Source organism: Roseovarius sp. B08 (genome assembly GCF_051417955.1).
Classification (GTDB): domain Bacteria; phylum Pseudomonadota; class Alphaproteobacteria; order Rhodobacterales; family Rhodobacteraceae; genus Roseovarius.
In genome coordinates this window covers 1,320,877-1,338,920 of the sequence record NZ_JBPRLW010000001.1, presented here as the reverse complement: position 1 = coordinate 1,338,920, position 18,044 = coordinate 1,320,877, and the positions used below count along the sequence as shown (strand labels likewise).

General features: G+C 67.2%; 20 protein-coding genes. 5 read left to right on the top strand and 15 right to left on the bottom strand.

Translation table 11 applies throughout. The features are described 5' to 3' along the window. The first annotated feature begins 4 nt into the window (after window positions 1-4). The gene (locus tag ACSQ76_RS06785; RefSeq protein WP_437158172.1) at window positions 5-613 is read left to right on the top strand and encodes a flavin reductase family protein; all 609 of its coding nucleotides are present in this window, start codon (window positions 5-7) and stop codon (window positions 611-613) included. A gap of 294 nt (window positions 614-907) precedes the next feature. On the opposite strand, the gene ACSQ76_RS06780 is transcribed toward ACSQ76_RS06785, so the two are convergent. From ACSQ76_RS06780 to ACSQ76_RS06745, 8 genes are all read right to left on the bottom strand, one after another. Continuing rightward, complete coding sequence (locus ACSQ76_RS06780) at window positions 908-2,539, bottom strand: SulP family inorganic anion transporter (RefSeq protein WP_437155960.1); 1,632 nt, start codon at window positions 2,537-2,539, stop codon at window positions 908-910. Between the two features lie 103 nt (window positions 2,540-2,642). Further along, window positions 2,643-3,656, bottom strand: a complete 1,014-nt coding sequence (locus ACSQ76_RS06775) for an NAD-dependent epimerase/dehydratase family protein (RefSeq protein ID WP_437155959.1) — start codon at window positions 3,654-3,656, stop codon at window positions 2,643-2,645. 78 nt (window positions 3,657-3,734) lie between these two features. Beyond that, window positions 3,735-4,784, bottom strand: coding sequence for a diguanylate cyclase domain-containing protein (locus ACSQ76_RS06770; RefSeq protein ID WP_437155958.1), 1,050 nt, complete (start codon window positions 4,782-4,784; stop codon window positions 3,735-3,737). Next, the gene (locus ACSQ76_RS06765; RefSeq protein ID WP_437155957.1) at window positions 4,781-5,374 is read right to left on the bottom strand and encodes a heme NO-binding domain-containing protein; all 594 of its coding nucleotides are present in this window, start codon (window positions 5,372-5,374) and stop codon (window positions 4,781-4,783) included. The genes ACSQ76_RS06770 and ACSQ76_RS06765 overlap by 4 nt, the downstream gene beginning before the upstream one ends. A gap of 96 nt (window positions 5,375-5,470) precedes the next feature. Continuing rightward, window positions 5,471-7,033: a trimethylamine methyltransferase family protein gene (locus ACSQ76_RS06760; protein WP_437155956.1), complete on the bottom strand. Its 1,563-nt coding sequence runs from the start codon at window positions 7,031-7,033 to the stop codon at window positions 5,471-5,473. A gap of 88 nt (window positions 7,034-7,121) precedes the next feature. Further along, window positions 7,122-8,012: a DMT family transporter gene (locus ACSQ76_RS06755; protein ID WP_437155955.1), complete on the bottom strand. Its 891-nt coding sequence runs from the start codon at window positions 8,010-8,012 to the stop codon at window positions 7,122-7,124. Further along, window positions 8,009-8,713, bottom strand: a complete 705-nt coding sequence (locus tag ACSQ76_RS06750; protein ID WP_437155954.1) for an HAD family hydrolase — start codon at window positions 8,711-8,713, stop codon at window positions 8,009-8,011. The genes ACSQ76_RS06755 and ACSQ76_RS06750 overlap by 4 nt, the downstream gene beginning before the upstream one ends. Before the next feature lie 21 nt (window positions 8,714-8,734). Then, a complete protein-coding gene (locus tag ACSQ76_RS06745) occupies window positions 8,735-9,019 on the bottom strand; it encodes a DUF3572 domain-containing protein (protein WP_437155953.1) in 285 nt (94 codons plus the stop codon). Between the two features lie 85 nt (window positions 9,020-9,104). On the opposite strand from ACSQ76_RS06745, the gene ACSQ76_RS06740 reads away from it, so the two are divergent. Further along, complete coding sequence (locus tag ACSQ76_RS06740) at window positions 9,105-10,496, top strand: diguanylate cyclase domain-containing protein (RefSeq protein WP_437155952.1); 1,392 nt, start codon at window positions 9,105-9,107, stop codon at window positions 10,494-10,496. A 16-nt stretch (window positions 10,497-10,512) separates the two neighbouring features. On the opposite strand, the gene ACSQ76_RS06735 is transcribed toward ACSQ76_RS06740, so the two are convergent. The 4 genes from ACSQ76_RS06735 to ACSQ76_RS06720 all read right to left on the bottom strand — a co-directional run bounded on the left by ACSQ76_RS06735 (window position 10,513) and on the right by ACSQ76_RS06720 (window position 12,542). Then, window positions 10,513-10,989, bottom strand: a complete 477-nt coding sequence (locus ACSQ76_RS06735; protein WP_437155951.1) for a periplasmic heavy metal sensor — start codon at window positions 10,987-10,989, stop codon at window positions 10,513-10,515. Window positions 10,990-10,991: 2 nt separating this feature from the next. After that, on the bottom strand, window positions 10,992-11,384 hold the full coding sequence (locus ACSQ76_RS06730; RefSeq protein ID WP_437155950.1) for a hypothetical protein: 393 nt from the start codon (window positions 11,382-11,384) through the stop codon (window positions 10,992-10,994). Continuing rightward, on the bottom strand, window positions 11,381-11,965 hold the full coding sequence (locus tag ACSQ76_RS06725) for an RNA polymerase sigma factor (RefSeq protein ID WP_437158171.1): 585 nt from the start codon (window positions 11,963-11,965) through the stop codon (window positions 11,381-11,383). Before ACSQ76_RS06725 ends, ACSQ76_RS06730 begins: the two co-directional genes overlap by 4 nt. 103 nt (window positions 11,966-12,068) lie before the next feature. Next, the gene (locus ACSQ76_RS06720) at window positions 12,069-12,542 is read right to left on the bottom strand and encodes an EF-hand domain-containing protein (protein ID WP_437155949.1); all 474 of its coding nucleotides are present in this window, start codon (window positions 12,540-12,542) and stop codon (window positions 12,069-12,071) included. Between the two features lie 248 nt (window positions 12,543-12,790). On the opposite strand from ACSQ76_RS06720, the gene ACSQ76_RS06715 reads away from it, so the two are divergent. Together ACSQ76_RS06715 and ACSQ76_RS06710 are read left to right on the top strand one after the other, a co-directional pair. Continuing rightward, a complete protein-coding gene (locus tag ACSQ76_RS06715) occupies window positions 12,791-13,225 on the top strand; it encodes a DUF983 domain-containing protein (protein WP_437155948.1) in 435 nt (144 codons plus the stop codon). A 28-nt stretch (window positions 13,226-13,253) separates the two neighbouring features. Further along, window positions 13,254-13,970 (top strand): NUDIX hydrolase, encoded by a 717-nt coding sequence (locus ACSQ76_RS06710; RefSeq protein ID WP_437155947.1) that lies wholly within the window; start codon window positions 13,254-13,256, stop codon window positions 13,968-13,970. A 25-nt stretch (window positions 13,971-13,995) separates the two neighbouring features. Here ACSQ76_RS06710 and ACSQ76_RS06705 read toward each other — a convergent pair whose 3' ends face one another. Together ACSQ76_RS06705 and ACSQ76_RS06700 are read right to left on the bottom strand one after the other, a co-directional pair. After that, a complete protein-coding gene (locus ACSQ76_RS06705; RefSeq protein ID WP_437155946.1) occupies window positions 13,996-14,901 on the bottom strand; it encodes an EamA family transporter in 906 nt (301 codons plus the stop codon). A 21-nt stretch (window positions 14,902-14,922) separates the two neighbouring features. Continuing rightward, window positions 14,923-15,864, bottom strand: coding sequence for a fatty acid desaturase (locus ACSQ76_RS06700; protein WP_437155945.1), 942 nt, complete (start codon window positions 15,862-15,864; stop codon window positions 14,923-14,925). 106 nt (window positions 15,865-15,970) lie between these two features. Between ACSQ76_RS06700 and ACSQ76_RS06695 the strand changes: the two genes are divergently transcribed. Further along, window positions 15,971-16,834 (top strand): helix-turn-helix domain-containing protein, encoded by an 864-nt coding sequence (locus tag ACSQ76_RS06695; RefSeq protein WP_437155944.1) that lies wholly within the window; start codon window positions 15,971-15,973, stop codon window positions 16,832-16,834. 145 nt (window positions 16,835-16,979) lie between these two features. Here the strand turns inward: ACSQ76_RS06695 and ACSQ76_RS06690 are convergent, their stop codons facing one another. Continuing rightward, a complete protein-coding gene (locus ACSQ76_RS06690; protein ID WP_437155943.1) occupies window positions 16,980-18,023 on the bottom strand; it encodes an aldo/keto reductase in 1,044 nt (347 codons plus the stop codon). Window positions 18,024-18,044: the final 21 nt, after the last annotated feature.

The following is an 18,044-nucleotide window of genomic DNA, read 5'->3' as shown; positions in this document are numbered from 1 at the left end:
GCCCATGTTCTACCGCCCCGAAAACGGCCACGGCCTGCCGCACAACCCGTTCAACGCCATCGTGGCACCCCGCCCCATCGGCTGGATTTCCACCCGCGGCAGCGACGGGTCGGAAAACCTCGCGCCCTATTCGTTCTTCAACGCCGTGGCCTACGTGCCGCCGCAGGTCATGTTCGCCTCCACCTCGGCCAAACCCGACCGTGGCGATACCAAGGACAGTGTCGCCAATATCCGCGACACCGGCGTGTTTTGCGTGAACATCGTGGAATACGCCATGCGTGACGTGATGAACCGGACCTCCGGCCCCTGGCCCATGGACACCGACGAATTCACCGACGCCGGAATCGAGCGTGTGGCCTGCGAAACCATCCCCTGCTCCCGCGTGGCCGCCGCACCTGCCGCGCTGGAGTGCAAGCTGACGCAGATCGTCGACCTGCCGGGCGAGGCCAACAAGGTGGTGTTCGGAGAGGTCACGGGCGTCTACATGCGCGACGATTGCCTGAAGGACGGCATCTTCGACGTGCTCAGCTTCAACCCGCTGGCGCGGATGGGCTACAAGGATTACACCGTGGTGCGCGAGAAATTCGCCATCGCGCGTCCCGGCGAAAGCTGAGCCGCGCCATCGCTGCCCCCCGGGGTGGCGATACTACAGCCGTTCAGCAGCACTTTATCTTTGCCAAGTCCGTATCAGCTTAGATCGGCGAAATACGGGCAAACCAATCGCCGCCCCCTGGGTGGGGGCAGCGATGGCGCGGCGGCCTTCGGCCTTGAGTCCGCGCTCAGGTCGAGAACGCGGGCGCCGTCCCGCGCTTGACCCGGGACGGCGATGACAAGGAGATCCCGGATCAAGTCCGGGATTGCGTAGGGTGGGTGAAAACCCACGCGTCGCCTGACCGGCAACGCCTCCTCAATGCCCCCCGCCCAGAACCCCGGTCTTCACATCGTAATCCACGGCCAGCCCGTAATCGGGGTCATCATCGCTGTCGACCATAAGGTGCCCGGCCTTCTTCAGCATCCGGTGGCAATCCCGCGTCAGGTGCCGCAACTGCAACCGCTTGCCCGCGGCCAGGTACTTGCCCGCCACCGCCTCGATCGCCTGCAACGCCGACTGGTCCACCACCCGGCTTTCCGCGAAATCCACGATCACCTTGTCGGGGTCGTTTTCAAGGTCGAAAAGTTCCACGAACCCGCTGGCCGAACCGAAAAACAGCGGCCCCTGCACGCGGTAGACCTTGGTGCCATCCATCTCCTTGCCGGTGATGGCGTGAATGCGCTTGGCGTTGTTCCACGCATAGGTCAGCGCCGACACGATCACCCCCACGACCACCGCGATCGCAAGGTCGTACTGCACCGTCACCACCGTGACCAGCACGATCACCAGCGCGTCAGACAGCGGCACCTTGCGCAGGATCCGCAGCGAGTTCCACGCAAAGGTTCCGATCACCACCATGAACATCACGCCCACCAGGGCGGCCAGCGGGATCTGTTCGATCAGGGGCGCGGCAAACAGGATGAAAATCAGCAGGAACACCGCCGCCGCGACACCCGCGATCCGGGTCCGCCCGCCCGATTTCACGTTGATGATCGATTGCCCGATCATGGCGCACCCGCCCATGCCACCGAAGAACCCCGTCACCGTGTTGGCCACGCCCTGCGCGATGCATTCCTGGCTGGCGCCGCCCCGCTTGTTCGTCATCTCGCCCACAAGGTTCAGCGTCAGCAGGCTCTCGATCAGGCCGATGGCGGCCAGGATCACGGCATAGGGCAGGATGATCTCGAACGTCTCCAGCGTCAGCGGCACGCTCGGGATGTGGAACGGCGGCAACCCGCCCTCGATCGAGGCAAGGTCCCCCACCCGCGGCACGTCCAGTCCGAAGATCAAGACGATCGCCGCCACGAGCCCGATGCCGGCCAGCGGCGCCGGGATCGCCTTGGTGAAGCGCGGCATCAGCCAGACCACCGCCATGGTCAGCGCCACCAGCGCCAGCATGGTATAGAGCGGCGTGCCGGTCAGCCATTCGCCACCGCTCATGCCATGCCCGGTATTCTCCATCGTGCCGGGCACCTTGAACTGGCCCAGTTGCGCCAGGAAAATCACGATAGCGAGGCCATTGACAAAGCCCAGCATCACCGGATGCGGCACCAGCCGTATGAACTTGCCCCAACGCAGCACCCCGGCCGTGATCTGCAATGCCCCCATCAGCACCACCGTCGCAAAGAGGTATTCCACCCCGTGCTGCGCCACCAAAGACACCATAACCACCGCCAGCGCGCCCGTGGCCCCGCTGATCATGCCGGGCCGGCCGCCGATCAGCGCGGTGATCAGCCCCACGATGAAGGCCGCGTAAAGCCCCACCAGCGGATGCACCCCGGCGACAAAGGCGAACGCCACCGCCTCGGGCACCAGCGCCAGCGCCACGGTCAGCCCGGCCAACAGCTCGATGCGCAGTCGTGTCGCGCTGAACGTCTCTCCGGGCGTCAGGCTTAACTCGGACAAATCGAAGCGTTTGGCCCAGTCGGCCAGCAAGGTGCGTTTCACGGCGGGGTATCCTGATTGGGTGTCTCTGCGCGAGCGCTCCCCTACCGCGAACGGGCCCGGTTGACCATTGCCAATTTCAGAACCCCGCATGAACGTGGCGGAATTACTTGCCGTAATAGTCCCGGAACCATGCGACAAACCGTGCCACGCCCTCGCGCACATCCGTATCCGGGCGATATCCCGTCAGGCTTTGCAGCAGGCTGGCATCGGCCCAGGTGGCCGGCACGTCGCCTTTTTGCATCTCCATCAGGTTGCGCTCGGCGGTCATGCCCAGTGCCGCCTCGATGGCGTCGACGAAATCGGTCAGGCGCACCGTCCTGGAGTTGCCGATATTGACCACTCGGTAGGGCGCCACCGGCGACAGGCTGTCGCCCTCGGCGATCGCCTCGGGGCTGTCCGGGCGCACCGGCGCCGCGTCCATCAACAGGCGGATTCCTCGCACCAGGTCGGTGACATAGGTAAAGTCGCGGTACATCTCACCGTGATTGTAGACGTCGATCGGCCGCCCTTCCAGGATCGCGTCCACGAACTTGTAAAGCGCCATGTCCGGGCGTCCCCACGGCCCGTAGACCGTGAAGAACCGGAACATCGTCGTCGGCAGGTTCCACAGATGCGCATAGGAATGGCCCATCGCCTCGGTCGCCTTCTTGGTGGCGGCATAGATCGTCATCGGCGTGTCGGCCTTCTGCGCTTCGCGATAGGGCATGTCGGTCTCGGCACCGTAGACCGAACTGGTCGAGGCCATCAGCAGATGCTTGACCGCGTGGCGCTTCGCCGCCTCCATCACGTTGAAGGTGCCCACCACGTTCGCCTCGATATAGGCGCGCGGGTTCTCCAGGCTGTAGCGTACGCCCGCCTGGGCGGCCAGGTGCACGATGATGTCCGGCGCGCAGGCATCCACGGCCCGGTCCAGTGCCGCGACATCCTCCAGCATCGCCTCGGTCGCGGTGAAATTGGGGGACTGCAACAGCATCTGGTGCCGCCGCGCCTTGAGTGACACGTCATAGTAATCGGTCATGCCGTCGAACCCGTGCACGACCATGCCTTCGTCCAGCAGCAGCTGCGCCAGGTGGTATCCGATGAAACCGGCCGTGCCTGTGATGAAAACCCGTGTCATGCGCCTCTCGTTCCCGCTGCCCCGCTTCGCCGACATTCGTTAGCGGGCGCGGCTCTGCGGCACAAGGCCCGGGGCCCTTCAGACCGGCGTCACCGCACCGCCAGGCGGCGACTCGACCGCTTTGCGCAGCGCGGGCTTGAATGCCACGTGGCGCCCGCGGCCAGCCTGCTTTGCGGCATAAAGCGCAAGGTCCGCGTCGTCCATCATCATGGCCAGCCGCGGCTCGGCATAGCTGCTGCTGCGTGTCGAGCCGATGCTCGCCGATATTCGCGCGACCTCTGCGTTGAAGGCGACCGGCTGCTCCAGCCGCTGGATCAGCCGGCCGGCCACGCGCGCCAGCTCCTCTTCTGAGGTCCGCCCCTCCAGGATCAGCACGAACTCGTCGCCGCCCACGCGGATCACCGTATCCCCGTCCCGGGTTTCCGTCCGCAGGATCTGCGCCACGCGCCGCAACACGTGGTCGCCCGCCGTGTGGCCCAGTGTGTCGTTGACCGACTTGAAGAAATCGAGATCGAGATGCATCAGGACAAACTCCTCCCCGCCCGCGATCAGCCGCTGTGACACGGGCTCCAGCGCGCGGCGATTGCACAGACCGGTCAGCGTATCGGTATAGGCTTCCTCCTCGGCCGCCGCCTTCGCGCCGTGCAACCGCTGGTTCAGCTTTTGCCAGGCGTCGGTCACAACCGCCTTGGCCTCGGCCAGATAAAGCATTTCCACCGCCAGATCCGTCACCGCGAAATCTGCGCTGCACAGGTCGTGACGTCCCACCGCGTCGATGACGCCGATGCCAAAGCTCAGATCGACGATCACACCGCCCGGCGGGCCCAGAACCTGTTCCTCGGGCAAAGGTACGGCGACCCCTTTGAACTCGGTCCGTGGAGGTCCGCGCAAAACACAATGCAACCGCCGTCCGCCCGCCGCGCGAAGGCCCGGCGCACCGGGATCGAGCCGTGGACGCTTGACCTCGAAAAGATCGAAGAAATGCCGCCCGATCAATCCCGTGGCGCCCAGGACCTTTCGCGCCGTGGGACCGGCGTGCACGATCTGCGCCCTGGCATCCAGCACCAGGCACATCGGGCACAGTTCGTCCAGCAGAGCCGCCGAGGTCTCGATTGCATCGGCTTTCACCCGGCGGCCCCCAGCGTGAAACTGCGACCGCTGGCAAAGGCCGTCTCGAGCAGTTGAACCTCGACCGTCTCCGCCCTGCCGCTCCGGCCCTTGTACTCCAGCAAGACCAGCGCACCGTAATCGTCCGCCATCGCCCGCAACAGCCCCAGCACCACGTGACCAAAACCAAAGCCCCCTGTCCCGTGCTGCCCCACCGTGACCGAGAACTTCTGTCCCCCATGATCTGTCAGCGTGACCGGCGGCAAGTCCAGCTGCGGCACCGCCAGCCGCGCCCGCGCGGGCAGATCGTCCAGCGAATGCAGGAAATCGGTGAAATCCGCACCCGAGAACCGCAGCAGGCGCCGCAACGCCTCGGTGGTGGGGTGCGAAACGAGGTAGGTGCCTATATCCTCCAGCACCTCGTCCTCGGGTTTACCCAGAAGTTCCGCGGCCTGAGCCAGCACGTCGACGGTCAGCGCATCGGGATAATCCAGCATCGCCTCGAATTCCGGCGGTGCAAGCTCCGCGCGGCGGGCAATCTCTTCCCACGCTTCCTGCCCGTACGTATCGCGCAGGAACAACTCCATGGCCCGGTTGATCAGCCCGTGCATCGCTCACTCCTGAATCTCGGGCAAGCCTTTGCACAACGGGATTAAGAAGCCTTGAACGTTTAAACTTGTCTCTACCTTCGCTCGGCCCGGAAGGGGTCAGAAATCGGTCGGCGCCCCGCCCTCTTCCTTTCGCTTGGCGACAAAGGCCGCAAGCTCTTCCCGGATCGCCTCGTCCATCGGCGGCGCCTCGAAGCTGGCGATAATGTCACGGAACACCTGATGCGCGCGTTGCGGCGTCCACATGCCGCCCGCCGCTTCCCAGGCCTCGAAATTGCGCCAGTCGCTCAGGAACGGCTGGTAGAACGCGGTCGTATAGCGGTCCTGCGTGTGCTGAATGCCAAAGAAATGCCCCTGGTTGCCGACCTCGCGCACCGCCTCGACGGCAATCTCGTCCGGCCCGGTCGCCGTCACCTGCGGATCCATATAGCGCTGGATATGCTGCAGGATCTCGCAGTCCATGATGAATTTCTCCGGGCTCGCGATCAGTCCGCCTTCCAGCCATCCGGCGGCGTGATAGACCATGTGCGCCCCCGACTGCACCGCCGACCACAGGCTGTTCGAGGTTTCCCACATCGCCTGCCCGTCCGGCACGTTCGCCGCACACACGCCCGACGCGCGCATCGGCAGGCCGTAGAACCGCGCCAGTTGCCCCGTCATCTGCGTCGCACGCATGTATTCCGGCGTGCCGAAGGCCGGCGCGCCCGACTTCATGTCGACATTGCTGGTGAACGTGCCGATGGCGCACCCCACCCCGGGTCGGATCGCCTGCGCCAGCACGATCGCGCACAGCCCCTCGGCCAGGCTTTGCGCCACCGCCCCCGCCATGGTCACCGGCGCCATCGCCCCGGCCAGCGTGAACGGCGTCACCACCAGCCCTTGGTTGCGCCGCGCCAGGCGGATCCAGCCGTCCAGCATCGGGTAGTCATGCTTCAACGGCGAGGTCGAGTTGATGTTGGAATACATGTGCGGGCTGGATTCGAACTCCGCGTCCGTCAGGCCGCCCGCGATACGCACCATCTCCATCACGTCCTCGACGCGTTCGCGGCCCAGGCAATAGGCGTGCGCCACCTTGTCGGTAAGCGTCAGCTTGTCATAGAGCACATCCAGGTGCCGCACGCTGGCATGAACGTCCTGCGGTTCCACCGGATACCCGCCGACGAAATGGATGCAGTTGAAATACTGGCTCAATTTCAACAGGTTGGCGCACATCTCGCGCGTGCCCGTCACCTTGCGGCCTATGCCCATGTCCCAATAGCTCGGCGGCGAGGAGACATTGCCGAAATTGAGGTGCCGGCCCCCGATGGTGATCGCATGGTCCGGGTTGCGCGGCGTGATGGTGAACTCGCCCGGCGCCTTGCCGATCATCTCCATCACGAACTCGCGGCCCATCCGCACGTTCTCGCCGTTGATGTCGCAGCCCCCCGTGCCGCGCAGGATCTCCACCGCCTCCGCGTTCAGGAACTCGATCCCGATCTCCTCGAGGATTCGCATGGCGCCATGGTGGATCGCCTCGATGCCCGTCTCGTCCAGAGGCTCGACCGGCCGGTCGATGTTGATCGGCGGGTTCCAGGGCATCTGGTCGATGACGGCCGTGCCCCGGCGCGTCGCGTTCCCGGCCCGTCCGCCGCTGCGTTTCCTGCGTAAGGCTGTGTCTGCCATGGCGAGTCTCCTCCAGGGGCTCTCTCCATGCAATCACCGCGCAGGCCCGCTGGTTTGCCGCTTTGCGACAGAACCTGTCGCAGGTGAACTATCGCGGCACTATTAGCGCCGCGCGCCGTCGCAGGATCGACAGATACACGGCCAGGCTGCCCACCACGACCGCCCCGCCGATCAGCATCGCCACGGTGGGCCGCTCGCCCGCGCCGATCCAGACCCACAGCGGCCCCAGCACCGTTTCCAGCAACATAAGCAGGCTGACATTGGCCGCCAGCGTATGGCGCGCGGCCAGCGACAGCATGAAGAACGACACCGGCAGCACCACGCCCCCGGTGATCGCCATGGCCCAGACCCGACCCTCGAACATCGCGTCAACGCCGGTCAGCGACCAGCCGATTCCGCCCGCGATCCACGCGCCCACCCCGATGGCCAGCAGGATCGGCAGGTCGGGGCTCGCACGGACCGTGACGAAGTTCAGCGCCAGCACGAACGCCACGCCCAGGCCAAACACCGCCCCGGTCGCCGCAGCCCAGTTCAACGCCACGTCGCCGTGCCCGCTGCCCAGAACCGCGATGCCAATTCCCGTCATCACCGCCGCAATGGCGGCCCAGGTCAGCGCCGATGTCGCCTCTCCGGTCACCACCCGGCTCAATACGGCCGAGAACACCGGCACCGCCGCCACGCCCATCAGCACCATCGCCGCGGGGGCCGACGCGATCCCCAGGCAGAACAGCATCGAGTTCAGGACCTGCGCCGCCACGATCAGCATCCCCGGCCCGCGGCACAGCCGCGCGACGTCCCCCGCCCGGTCCCGGCTCAGCGCGGCCCAGGCCAGCACCATCATCGTGCCCATGAACAGCCCGCGCCAGCCGGTCATCTGAAAGCCTTCCATGCCCGACAGCCGCATCAGCATCGCGTCGGGCGTCAGCACCAGCGTGCCGAAAAGCGCCAGAAGTACGCCGCGGGACAAGCCCGCGCTCACGCCGTCATCCAGTCCGGGATATGCCCGATGTCGGGCAGAATGACATCCGCATGCGCCCGCAGCGCCTCGGCGGGGGCCGGGCCGGTCAGCACCGCGATGGTCTGCATCCCAGCCGCGCGCCCCGCGATCAGGTCATGTGTGCTGTCTCCCACCATCGCCACCCGCGCCGGGGGCAGGCCGGTGGCGCGGGCAAACGCCAGACACGGCCCGGGTTCGGGCTTGGCGCCGTGACCCGAATCGAACCCGGCGATGAAATCGAAAAAAGCGGTGACATCGGCTTCGCCCAGATGCGCGCGGGCGCCATATTCGGTATCGTTGGTCGCCACACCCAGCGCGATGCCCTCCGCCTTCAGCGCCGCCAGGAACGGTATCAGCGGCACCGCTTCGGCCTGTGGCGCTGTGGCCGAGGTCTGCATCAGGTAAAGCTCCAGGTCGGCCACCTCCCGGTCCGGCAGCGCCCGCGCGACGCATTCCGCCGCCTCGCGGTTGGTGCCCGCGATGATCGGGCTTGTCGGCCGAAAGCGCCGCGTCGCCAGGTCGTAATGCATCTCCCGGGCCAGCCGCGCCCGCACCTGCGTGTCACCGCCGGCCAGGTCCTCGATCAGCTCCCCTGCCCAGGTGCTCCAGGTGGTGTGAAAGTCGAAGAGCGTGCCATCCTTGTCAAAGAGCAGCCCATCAACCTTTCTTGCCGGTCCGTTCACCTTTCGATCCTCGCCCTGACCTCATGTCCAATGGGTCTGCACCCCGCCCGGCAGGGCGGCACGCGCCTGAATCAGCGCCTCGGGCGCCATGTCATGCGCATCGCAGAACTCCATGACCCAAGCGTCGTCCATAAGAATGAAATCCAGCACAGATGCAAGGAAATCAGGATCTTGCGCCCGTTCCCGCAGGTCGTCCAGACCCGCGCCCGTGGACCCCATGAACACGTCCAGCAGGTTTTCGTGGCCCGCGACCCAGGCCAGGGCGGTCAGCCCGACAGTTTCGGCATGATCTTGCTCTGCGCCCATATTGATTAATTCCCGGCAAGGTTTTCTTAACCATTGACAGGGATAGTGTAGCCATCGGAAAGGACAAGTCGGAAAGGCTTGGCGCATGTCGGGCACCATTCTCATCGTCGATGGTCTTGCGACCAATCGCATCGTGCTGAAGGTCAAGCTGTCGGCGGCCTATTTCAGCGTCGATCAGGCCAGCACCGCGGCCGAGGCCGTCGCCGCGATCCTGCGCGACCGGCCGCAATGCGTCCTGATCTCCGGCGACCTGCCCGACCGCGCCGCCGGCGACCTGATCCGCGACATCCACGCCCTGCCCGGTTGCGACCGGCTGCCGGTGCTGGTGCTCACCGCCACATGCACGCCCCTGCGCCGACTCGATCTGCTGCGGGCCGGGGCCGAGGACGTGATGCCCAGGCCCTTCTGCGACAAGACCCTGCTGGCCCGCCTGCGCTCGATGTCGCGCCACGCCCCGGTCGAGGCCGACCTGAACCTGACCACCGGCACCGCCGAGGCTCTCGGGTTCGCCGAGGCGCAGGCGGGCTTCACAAGCCGCGGCCTGATCGTCGCCCTGCATTCCGGCACCGCCCGGGATCAGGCGCTGTGCCGCCGCCTGGCCCAGGGCACCGCGCACAGGTTCGAAACCGTCCGTGCGGGCCATGCCGAGATGCTTGCCGGACTGCGCGCATCGCCCGATGTGCTGCTGGTCTTCCTGCCCGCCGGTGCCGGCGAGCCCGAGCTGGTTCGCCTGGCCGAGCTTTGCGGCGCGCCGCAGACCCGCAGGTCGCGGGTGCTTGCGGTGATGGACCCCGCCGACGACGGTCTGGCGGCAAAGCTGCTGGACCTCGGCGTGCACGACATCGCCGTCCAAGAGGCGGACCCGCACGAGATCACCCTGCGTCTCGACAAGCTGCTGCGCGCCAAACAGGCCGACGACACGCAAAAGGCCCGGTTGCGAACCGGGCTGCACGCCGCGGTGACCGACCCGCTGACCGGGCTCTACAACCGCCGCTACGCGCTGTCGCAAATGGCCCGGATGATCGAGACGTCCCGCGCCAGCGGGCAGCCTTTCGCGCTGATGGTGGCCGACCTCGACCATTTCAAGGCGGTCAACGACACCTACGGTCACGCCGCCGGCGACCAGGTCCTGACCCGCATTGCCCATGCCCTGCGCGACGCGTTGCGCCCCGGCGACAGCCTGTCGCGCATCGGCGGCGAGGAATTCCTGGTGCTGATGCCCCAATCGGGTATCGCGGACGCCCGCGCCATGGCCAAGCACTTGTGCCAGACCGTGCGCGACACCGCCATCATCCTGCCCGGCGTCGAGGCCCCGGTTTCGCTGACCGTCAGCATCGGCGCCACTGTGGCCAATCCCGCACTTCGGGGGGACACGCTGGATCCCGAGGCCATGGTGGCCGAGGCCGACCACGCGCTCTACGCCGCCAAGTCCGGCGGGCGCGACATGGCTACGATCTCGCAGCCCTCGGCGGCCTAGGACCGCCCGACCGGCCTCAGCGTCGGCGCCGCTGCAACTCCTGCTCCAGCCGGTCGGCATAGGCCGCGCGGTCTTCCAGGCTCATTTCGCTCCAATACGCGATCAGCAAGTCCTGCGCCGACGCCACCCGCCCGCCGAATAGCGCCCGCACCTGCGCCATCCGCTCCGTCGCAGCGGCCGTGTCGAACGGCTCGGCGCGCAGCAGCACGACCAGGGCGTCCATTTCCCGGCGCACCGCCGTGCGCTCGTCTTTCCTGTCACGGAACTCGCGGATCATCCGGCTCTTGAGGTCGTCGCGTTCGGCATCGCTCAGCGCCCGGTGCATCGCCCCCATGCTGCCCGGCGGCCCCTTGCGCCCGTCCGGTCCGCCCTTGATCGCGTACCCGGCCACCACGCCGACGACCAGCAGGTTCAACGCCAGCGACGCCACCAGCAGCCACCGCATCCACCGCGGCGCCCCCGTGCGGGGGGCCTGTTCGGTCCGGTCATCCATGCTCATCCCTCCTCGTCCGGGAACAGGTCGGTTCCGATATCGGGCTGCAAGGCCAGGGTGATGTCCTCGCCCCACACCTGCTGCGCGGTCGCGTCCAGCCGCTCAGGCGGCGCCACCCCGATCCAGAGGCCCGTCACCGCCGCCGCCCCCAGCCCCGAAACCGCGGGCCAGCCACCCAACGCCTGGAACACCCCGCGCCATCCACCGCGTGACGTGGTTCCAAAACGTGCCTCAGCAGCCGCTTCGGCCACCTTTGCCTTGGCGAAACCCTCCTGCACGCCTTCCGCATCGGCCAGCACCCGCGCCAGGAAATCGGCCTCCGGCTCCGGCGCCGTGCGCCGCGCGGCGGCAAAGGCTGCCGTCAGCGCGTCTTCAGGTGTGCCGCTCTTGCTCATTCGACGTACCCCAGTTCATCCTTCCTGCCCCGCAACATGTCGCTCAGGGCCCGCTTTCCCCGCGCCGTCAGGCTTTCCACCGCCTCGACGCTGATCTCCATGATCTCGGCGATCTCAGGATTGCCGAGTTCCTCGATATGGCGCAACACCACCGCCTGCCTCTGGCGGTCCGGCAAGGCCTGCAACGCGGCCTGCAACGCATCGGTCCGTGTGCGGTCCTGCATGTCGTCGGCCACGCTCGCCTGCGCGTCCGCCGGCTCGCCCGCGGCCTCCAGCGGACGCTGGCGCCAGCCCCGGCGCAGCCGGTCGGTGCACAGGTTCGCCACCACCCGGTACAGCCAGGTGGTCACCTTCGCCTCGCCCTGCCGCCACTCCGGCGCCACCCGCCACAGCCGCAGCAGCGCCTCCTGCGCTACGTCCTCCGCCTCCGCCCTGTTGCCCAGCAGGCGATAGGCATGGGCCAGAACCCGCGGGCTCAACCGCAGGGTCAGTGCCCGCGCCGCGTCCCGCTCGCCATTGGCGAACAGCACCAGCAGCGCCTCGTCGGGCACGTCGTTCATGGCGTCGAGCGGCATCGTCATGTCCCGGTCGTGCATCCTGCCCCGTCATCTGCGTCCGGTTCTTACGCCGAAACGCCCCGCCCCGGCCAGCCCGGCGAAGGGCACCGGGGCGGGACCGCGCGAATCACTCCGCGTTCTGCTCTTTCTTCTTGCCGTGATGCTTGGCCCGCATCTCGCGCATCTTCTCCAGTGCGGTGTCGAACTCGGCCTTGCTGATCGCGCCGTCGCCATCGGCGTCGACCCGGTCGAACATCTTGCCGCCGCGCCGCGCCTGCGCCTCCTCGAAGCTCACGCCGCCATCGCCGTCGGTATCCAGCCGCTCGATCATCTTGCCGGCCCGCCTGGCCGCCTTCTCCTGACCCCGGGCCTGGAGCTCTTCAAGGCTCATCACGCCGTCGCCATCGATGTCGGCGGCATCGAACCGCGCTTTCATATGCGCCTGCATCTCTTCTTTCGTCAGCTGGCCATCACCATTGGCGTCCAACTTCTCGAACGAATGCCGCGGGCCCTTGCCCTCGCCCGACGCGGCGTGGCCCTGCACGGCCCCGCCCAGGGCGATCGACATCCCAAGGGCGCTCATGATCATCAGGTTCTTCATCTTCATGCTCCATCTCGGACAGGTTCGTTGCAGCGCGATCCCGCGCCTCGCCAGTTCGTCCCGACCGCGCCTGCCGTCGCGATCTTGTCCCCTAAACGGCGGGCCTGCCGCGTTCCGTCGCGCCGCATCGACTTTTTTCCGGGCAGCACGGCCCCCGCCTTTGCGACATCCCGACGCACGGACAGCCTGTCACCTTCCAATTTCACCCCCGACAGCGCACCTGTAGAGCCATTGACTGGCGAGGCCCCATGACCACCACCGACCACCCCACACAAACGTCCGCCGCGTCGCACGGATCGACGCAAGGCCAGGACACCGAGGAACGCGCACTCTGGCCCGCCGTCTTTCGCGGGTTCCGGCGCACGTGCCCAAATTGCGGCTCCGGCCCGATCCTGAAAAGCTATCTCAAGCTGCGTCAAAGCTGCCCCGTCTGCCGCGAGGATCTCAGCCATGCGCGCGCCGATGACGGCCCGGCCTACCTGACGATCCTGTTCGTGGGCCACCTCATGGCGCCGCTCCTGCACATCGTCTTCGTCACGTGGCGGCCCGATCCGCTGGTGCTCTTCACCATTTTCGCTATTGGCTGCGTCACGCTCTCGCTTTACCTTCTGCCCCGGCTGAAGGGGGCCATCGTCGGCTTCCAGTGGGCGCGCCAGATGCACGGTTTCGGGGACGACACCTGACCCCTTCGGCGCCGAAGGACAGGATCAGATGACCGCAAGCTACCCCGTACATTCCGACAAGACCGCCATCCGCGATGCGGCCACCGTGATCGTGCTGCGTGACCGCATGACCCGGCCGCGGGTGCTTATGGGCCAGCGCGGCGCCAAGGCCGTCTTCATGCCCAACAAGTTCGTCTTTCCCGGCGGCGCGGTGGATCCGGGCGATGCCAAGATCCCGCTGGCCCGCCCCATGCCCTCAGGCTGCGCCGCCCGCCTGCGCGACGACAGCGAATCCGACCTGTCGCACGCGCTGGCCGCCGCCGCGGTCCGAGAGCTGTGGGAGGAAACCGGCCAGGTGCTGGGTCAGCCCGGCGACTGGTCCGACCCGCCGCCGGCCGACTGGGAAAGTTTCGCCGCCACCGGCCATCTGCCCGACGCGTCCGCGCTGCAATTCGTCTTCCGCGCCATCACCCCGCCGGGCCGCCCCCGGCGCTTCGACGCGCGCTTCTTTCTGGTCGACGCCACGGCGCTCGCCTCCGACCCGGACGACTTCTCGCCCGCCTGCGACGAGCTCAGCCACCTGCAATGGGTCTCGCTGGCCACCGCCCGCCACGACTACGATCTGCCCTTCATAACCGAGGTCGTACTGGCCGAAATCGAGGCCCGCGCCCAAGACCCCGCGCCGCCCGCCTCGGTGCCGTTCTTCCGCAACGACGACGAAAGCAACCTGTTCAAGCGTCTCCACGGCGCGCCGCTGCCAGACTGAACGGCCCGGCTGAGGCGCGACGCGGCTATCCCAGCAAAACCAGCAGCAGGATGCTGGCACTCACCAACACGATCCCGAACAGCTCCCGCCGCGTGACCGTCTCGCGAAAGAACATGACCGAGGCTATCAGCGAAAAGATCACCTCGACCTGCCCCACCGCGAACACATAGGCCGCGTTCTGCAAGGTGAAGGCCGTGAACCAGCCGACACTGCCCAGCAGGCTGGTCACCCCCATCCACACCGCGCGCCCCCGCGCCGCCCAGACGCGGGTCAACTGCCCCGGCTCGCCCCAGCGCAGATAGGCCGCCATGCCGAAGCTCTGCGCCGCCGTCACCGCCGCCACCGCGATCATCGCCCGCAGGAAAGCGTCGTCGCTCGCCACCTCCAGCGTCGCACCCCGGTACGTCACCGCCGACACGGCAAAAAACGCCCCCGAGGCCAACCCCAGCGCCGGCGCCCGGCTCGCCACCCGGCGCCACCAGCCGCCCGCCCCGCCCGGCACGTCCGACAACACCAGCACGCCGATCAGCCCGAGGAAGATCGCCACCAGTCCCGGCAGGCTGATCCGGTCGCCCAGCACGATCAGCCCCACCAGCGCCGTCTGCACCACCTCGGTCTTCTTGAAGGTGATCCCCACCGCGAAATTGCGCTCCGCGAACAGCAGCACCACGCACCACGTCGCCAGGATCTGCGCCAACCCGCCGCTCAACACGTAGATCCAGAACAGCCCGCCCACCGCTGGCAGCCCCACCCCGGACCACGCCGCATAGCCCCCCGCCAGCAGCGCCGCCATCGGCGCGGCATAGGCGAACCGTGCAAAGGTCGCACCCAGGGCGCTCAACGTCCCCATGCTCAGCGATTTCTGCAACATGAAGCGCAGCGTCTGGAAAAACGCCGCCATGATGGAAAGAAGGATCCACGGCTCGACCATGGATCCCCTCTTGCCCGCGTTTTACTTCCTCCGCCAGAGCGGATGCGCCACCGGGTCCTTCGCCCTCAGCAGGTGCCGCGCGAATATCTCGCCGTAAGAGCGATAATAGTACCCGCCATTGCGCCGCAGGTACGTCTCGCGGTTCTGCCGCCACATCGCCGGCAGGTGGTACCACGCCACGCGCGGATGCATGTGATGCACCACGTGCAGGTTGTTGTTCAGAAACAGGAAACTCAGCGGCCCGCCATCCTCGACCACGACCGTGCGCCCGCTGGCGCGCTCATGCGCCCGGTGCTCCAGGAAGGTGCGGATCTTCAGCATCGCATAGGCCGCATAGGCGCTGACCAGATAGGCCCAGACCGGCATCGGCGAGGCCGCGACCACCGCCAGCACGCCTGCAACGCCCACCCCGTGCAACGCCCAGGCCCGCGCGATGCCCCGGTCGCCGGCCCGGATCGCGGCCCAGTCGCCGCGCATGAACACCACCTGCCCCAGCACCGGCCCCACGATCATCCGCCCCAAGAGCGTGTTGTTGAACCGCAGCACGGCCCGGAACCAGCCCGGCAGCCGCGCCCAGACAGCCGGGTCCAGGTAATTCGATTCCGGATCGTCATAGGGATCGGTCAGCAGGCTGTCGCGGTGATGCGCCAGGTGCAGGTCCATGAACCGCCGGTAGGGCACGCAGAGCCCGAGGCTGAAAAACCCGAGCGCCTCGTTGACCCTTTCGTTTCGGGTCGGGTGCCCGTGGATCATCTCGTGCACCAGCGACGAGTGCAGCGTGATCCCGATCGCCGCCACCGCCACACCTGCCGGCAGCCACAGCCCCGCCAGCCAGTAGAGCGCCAGGCCCCAAAATGCGTAACATCCGGCCAACAGTCCCAGTGTCGGCCATTCCACGTCCGCGAGCGCACGCGCCCCCGGCCCCGGCACCGGCCCGGCGCCGCCTTCGAATTCCACTTTCATCTTGTCCCCAGTTCCGTCCTTCACAAAAAGCGTTACGACAGATCCTGTCAGGGGGGCAGTCAGAGAATGATTAACAAACCTCTCGTTTGTTGATAAAATCCAACACATGATCCAGAAATCCGACAAGCGCGACCGCGCCACCCTTTTCCGCACCCGCCTGAACGAGGCGCTGCGCCTGCGCGGCACCTCGCAAAGCGCGCTGGCCCGCAGCGTCGGCGTCGACCGCTCGACCATCTCGCAACTGCTCAAGGGCACCGGGGCCCGCCTGCCCAATGCGCAGGTGGTGGGCGAATGCGCGCGGGCGCTCGGCGTCTCCGCCGACTGGCTTCTCGGCCTCACCGACCGGCCGGAGACCGCCGCCGACATACTCGCCAACACGCTCTCGCTGACCGAGGCCCCCCGGGCGCTCGTCGACGAACAGATCTTCACCTGGCACCGCGAGGCCGCGGGCTACAAGATCCGCCACGTCCCCGCCGGCCTGCCCGACATGCTCAAGACCCGCGAATTGCTCGAATGGGAATACGCCCCCCACCTGGGCCGATCCACCGAACAGGCCATCGGCGCGTCAGAGGATCGCCTCGAATGGATGCGCGGCACGCAGTCGGACTACGAGATCGCCCTGCCGCTCTTCGAGTTGCACAGTTTCATCGCCGGCGAAGGGTACTATCACGGCCTGCCCCGCGACATCCGCCAGGGCCAGGTCGACTACCTGCTCGAGATCACCGAGCAGCTCTACCCCCGCCTGCGCCTCTACCTCTTTGACGCCCGCCGGCTCTACTCGGCGCCCGTCACCGTCTTCGGCCCCCTGCTCGCCGTGCTTTATATCGGCCGCAACTATCTCGCGTTCCGCGACACCGAACGCGTCGCGGCCCTGACCCTGCATTTCGATGCGCTCGTCCGCGAAGCCGCAATCGGCGCCCGCGAGCTGCCCGCCCACATCCGCCACTGCTGGGCGCGGACATCGGACTAGCCTCGTCTCTTCTTCTGGCCGAAAATATCCTGGGGAGCGGCGAAACACGGTTTCGCCGCGGGGGCAAAGCCCCCGGCAACGCCCGCCACATAGGCGACTTCGGTCGGATATCGCGTAGGGTGGGTGAAAACCCACCGCCCTCACGTCAAAACGGCATCGGATGCGCCTTTTGGGTGTCGTCCAACGCCTCCAACACTTCCTCGGACAACGTCACCTCCGCCGCGCCCAGCGCCACGTCCAACTGCTCCAGCGAGGTCGCCCCGAAAATGGCCGCGGTCATGAAGGGCCGCGTCAGGCACCACGCCAGCGCCATCTGCACCGGGTCAAGGCCGAACCGCCGCGCCACCCCCAGGTAGGCGTCGACGGCGGCAAAGGCCTTCTGCGTCTTGCGCCCGCCCAGCGTCTCGTTCAGCGTCAGGCGCGAGCCCTCGGGCACCGCGCCGCCCTGGTACTTGCCGGTCAACAGCCCCGCCGCCAGCGGCGAAAACGCCAGCAGCCCCACATCCTCGTTCACGCTCAGCTCCGCCAGATCGGTGTCGAAGAGACGGCAGAGCAGCGAATACTCGTTCTGGATCGTGGCCACCCGTGGCCCGCCCACCTCGTCGGCCACCCGCAGCCACTGTGCCGTCCCCCACGCGCTCTCGTTGGACAGGCCAAAGGCCCGGATCGCGCCCCGCTCCACCTCGCGTTCCAGTGCGCCCAGCGCATCCTCCATATGCGCCCGGGTCTCCGCCGGGTCCTGCCCCGAGGGATCGAACCGCCAATGCTGGCGGAACATGTAGCTGCCCCGGTTCGGCCAATGGAACTGGTAGAGGTCGATATGATCGGTCTGCAACCGCTTCAGCGAGCCTTCGATAGCCTGCGGAATCGTCTCCGACGAGATCGGCGCGCCTTCCCTCGCGTGCTGCATCCCCTCGCCCGAATGCTTGGTGGCCAGCACGACCTCATTCCGCCGTCCCGTCCGCGCGAGCCACGTGCCGATGATCTCCTCGGTGCGCCCGATGGTCTCCTTGGCGACCGGATTCACCGGGTACATCTCGGCGGTGTCGATGAAATCCACACCCCGGTCCAGCGCCATGTCGATCTGGGCGTGGCCCTCGGCCTCCGAATTCTGGCTGCCCCATGTCATCGACCCGAGGCAAAGCGCGCTCACCTCGATTCCCGTCCGTCCCAATTGCCTGCGCTGCATGTCCCGCTCCGTCTTGCCTGT

Coding starts and splice junctions, on each gene's coding strand:
- ACSQ76_RS06745 (WP_437155953.1), bottom strand. CDS start 9,019: ATGGGCGCAGAGCAAGATCATGCCGAAACTGTCGGGCTGACCGCCCTG.
- ACSQ76_RS06785 (WP_437158172.1), top strand. CDS start 5: ATGTTCTACCGCCCCGAAAACGGCCACGGCCTGCCGCACAACCCGTTC.
- ACSQ76_RS06715 (WP_437155948.1), top strand. CDS start 12,791: ATGACCACCACCGACCACCCCACACAAACGTCCGCCGCGTCGCACGGA.
- ACSQ76_RS06695 (WP_437155944.1), top strand. CDS start 15,971: ATGATCCAGAAATCCGACAAGCGCGACCGCGCCACCCTTTTCCGCACC.
- ACSQ76_RS06730 (WP_437155950.1), bottom strand. CDS start 11,384: ATGAGCAAGAGCGGCACACCTGAAGACGCGCTGACGGCAGCCTTTGCC.
- ACSQ76_RS06690 (WP_437155943.1), bottom strand. CDS start 18,023: ATGCAGCGCAGGCAATTGGGACGGACGGGAATCGAGGTGAGCGCGCTT.
- ACSQ76_RS06765 (WP_437155957.1), bottom strand. CDS start 5,374: ATGCACGGGCTGATCAACCGGGCCATGGAGTTGTTCCTGCGCGATACG.
- ACSQ76_RS06700 (WP_437155945.1), bottom strand. CDS start 15,864: ATGAAAGTGGAATTCGAAGGCGGCGCCGGGCCGGTGCCGGGGCCGGGG.
- ACSQ76_RS06775 (WP_437155959.1), bottom strand. CDS start 3,656: ATGACACGGGTTTTCATCACAGGCACGGCCGGTTTCATCGGATACCAC.
- ACSQ76_RS06720 (WP_437155949.1), bottom strand. CDS start 12,542: ATGAAGAACCTGATGATCATGAGCGCCCTTGGGATGTCGATCGCCCTG.
- ACSQ76_RS06725 (WP_437158171.1), bottom strand. CDS start 11,965: ATGACGATGCCGCTCGACGCCATGAACGACGTGCCCGACGAGGCGCTG.
- ACSQ76_RS06735 (WP_437155951.1), bottom strand. CDS start 10,989: ATGGATGACCGGACCGAACAGGCCCCCCGCACGGGGGCGCCGCGGTGG.
- ACSQ76_RS06710 (WP_437155947.1), top strand. CDS start 13,254: ATGACCGCAAGCTACCCCGTACATTCCGACAAGACCGCCATCCGCGAT.
- ACSQ76_RS06705 (WP_437155946.1), bottom strand. CDS start 14,901: ATGGTCGAGCCGTGGATCCTTCTTTCCATCATGGCGGCGTTTTTCCAG.
- ACSQ76_RS06760 (WP_437155956.1), bottom strand. CDS start 7,033: ATGGCAGACACAGCCTTACGCAGGAAACGCAGCGGCGGACGGGCCGGG.
- ACSQ76_RS06740 (WP_437155952.1), top strand. CDS start 9,105: ATGTCGGGCACCATTCTCATCGTCGATGGTCTTGCGACCAATCGCATC.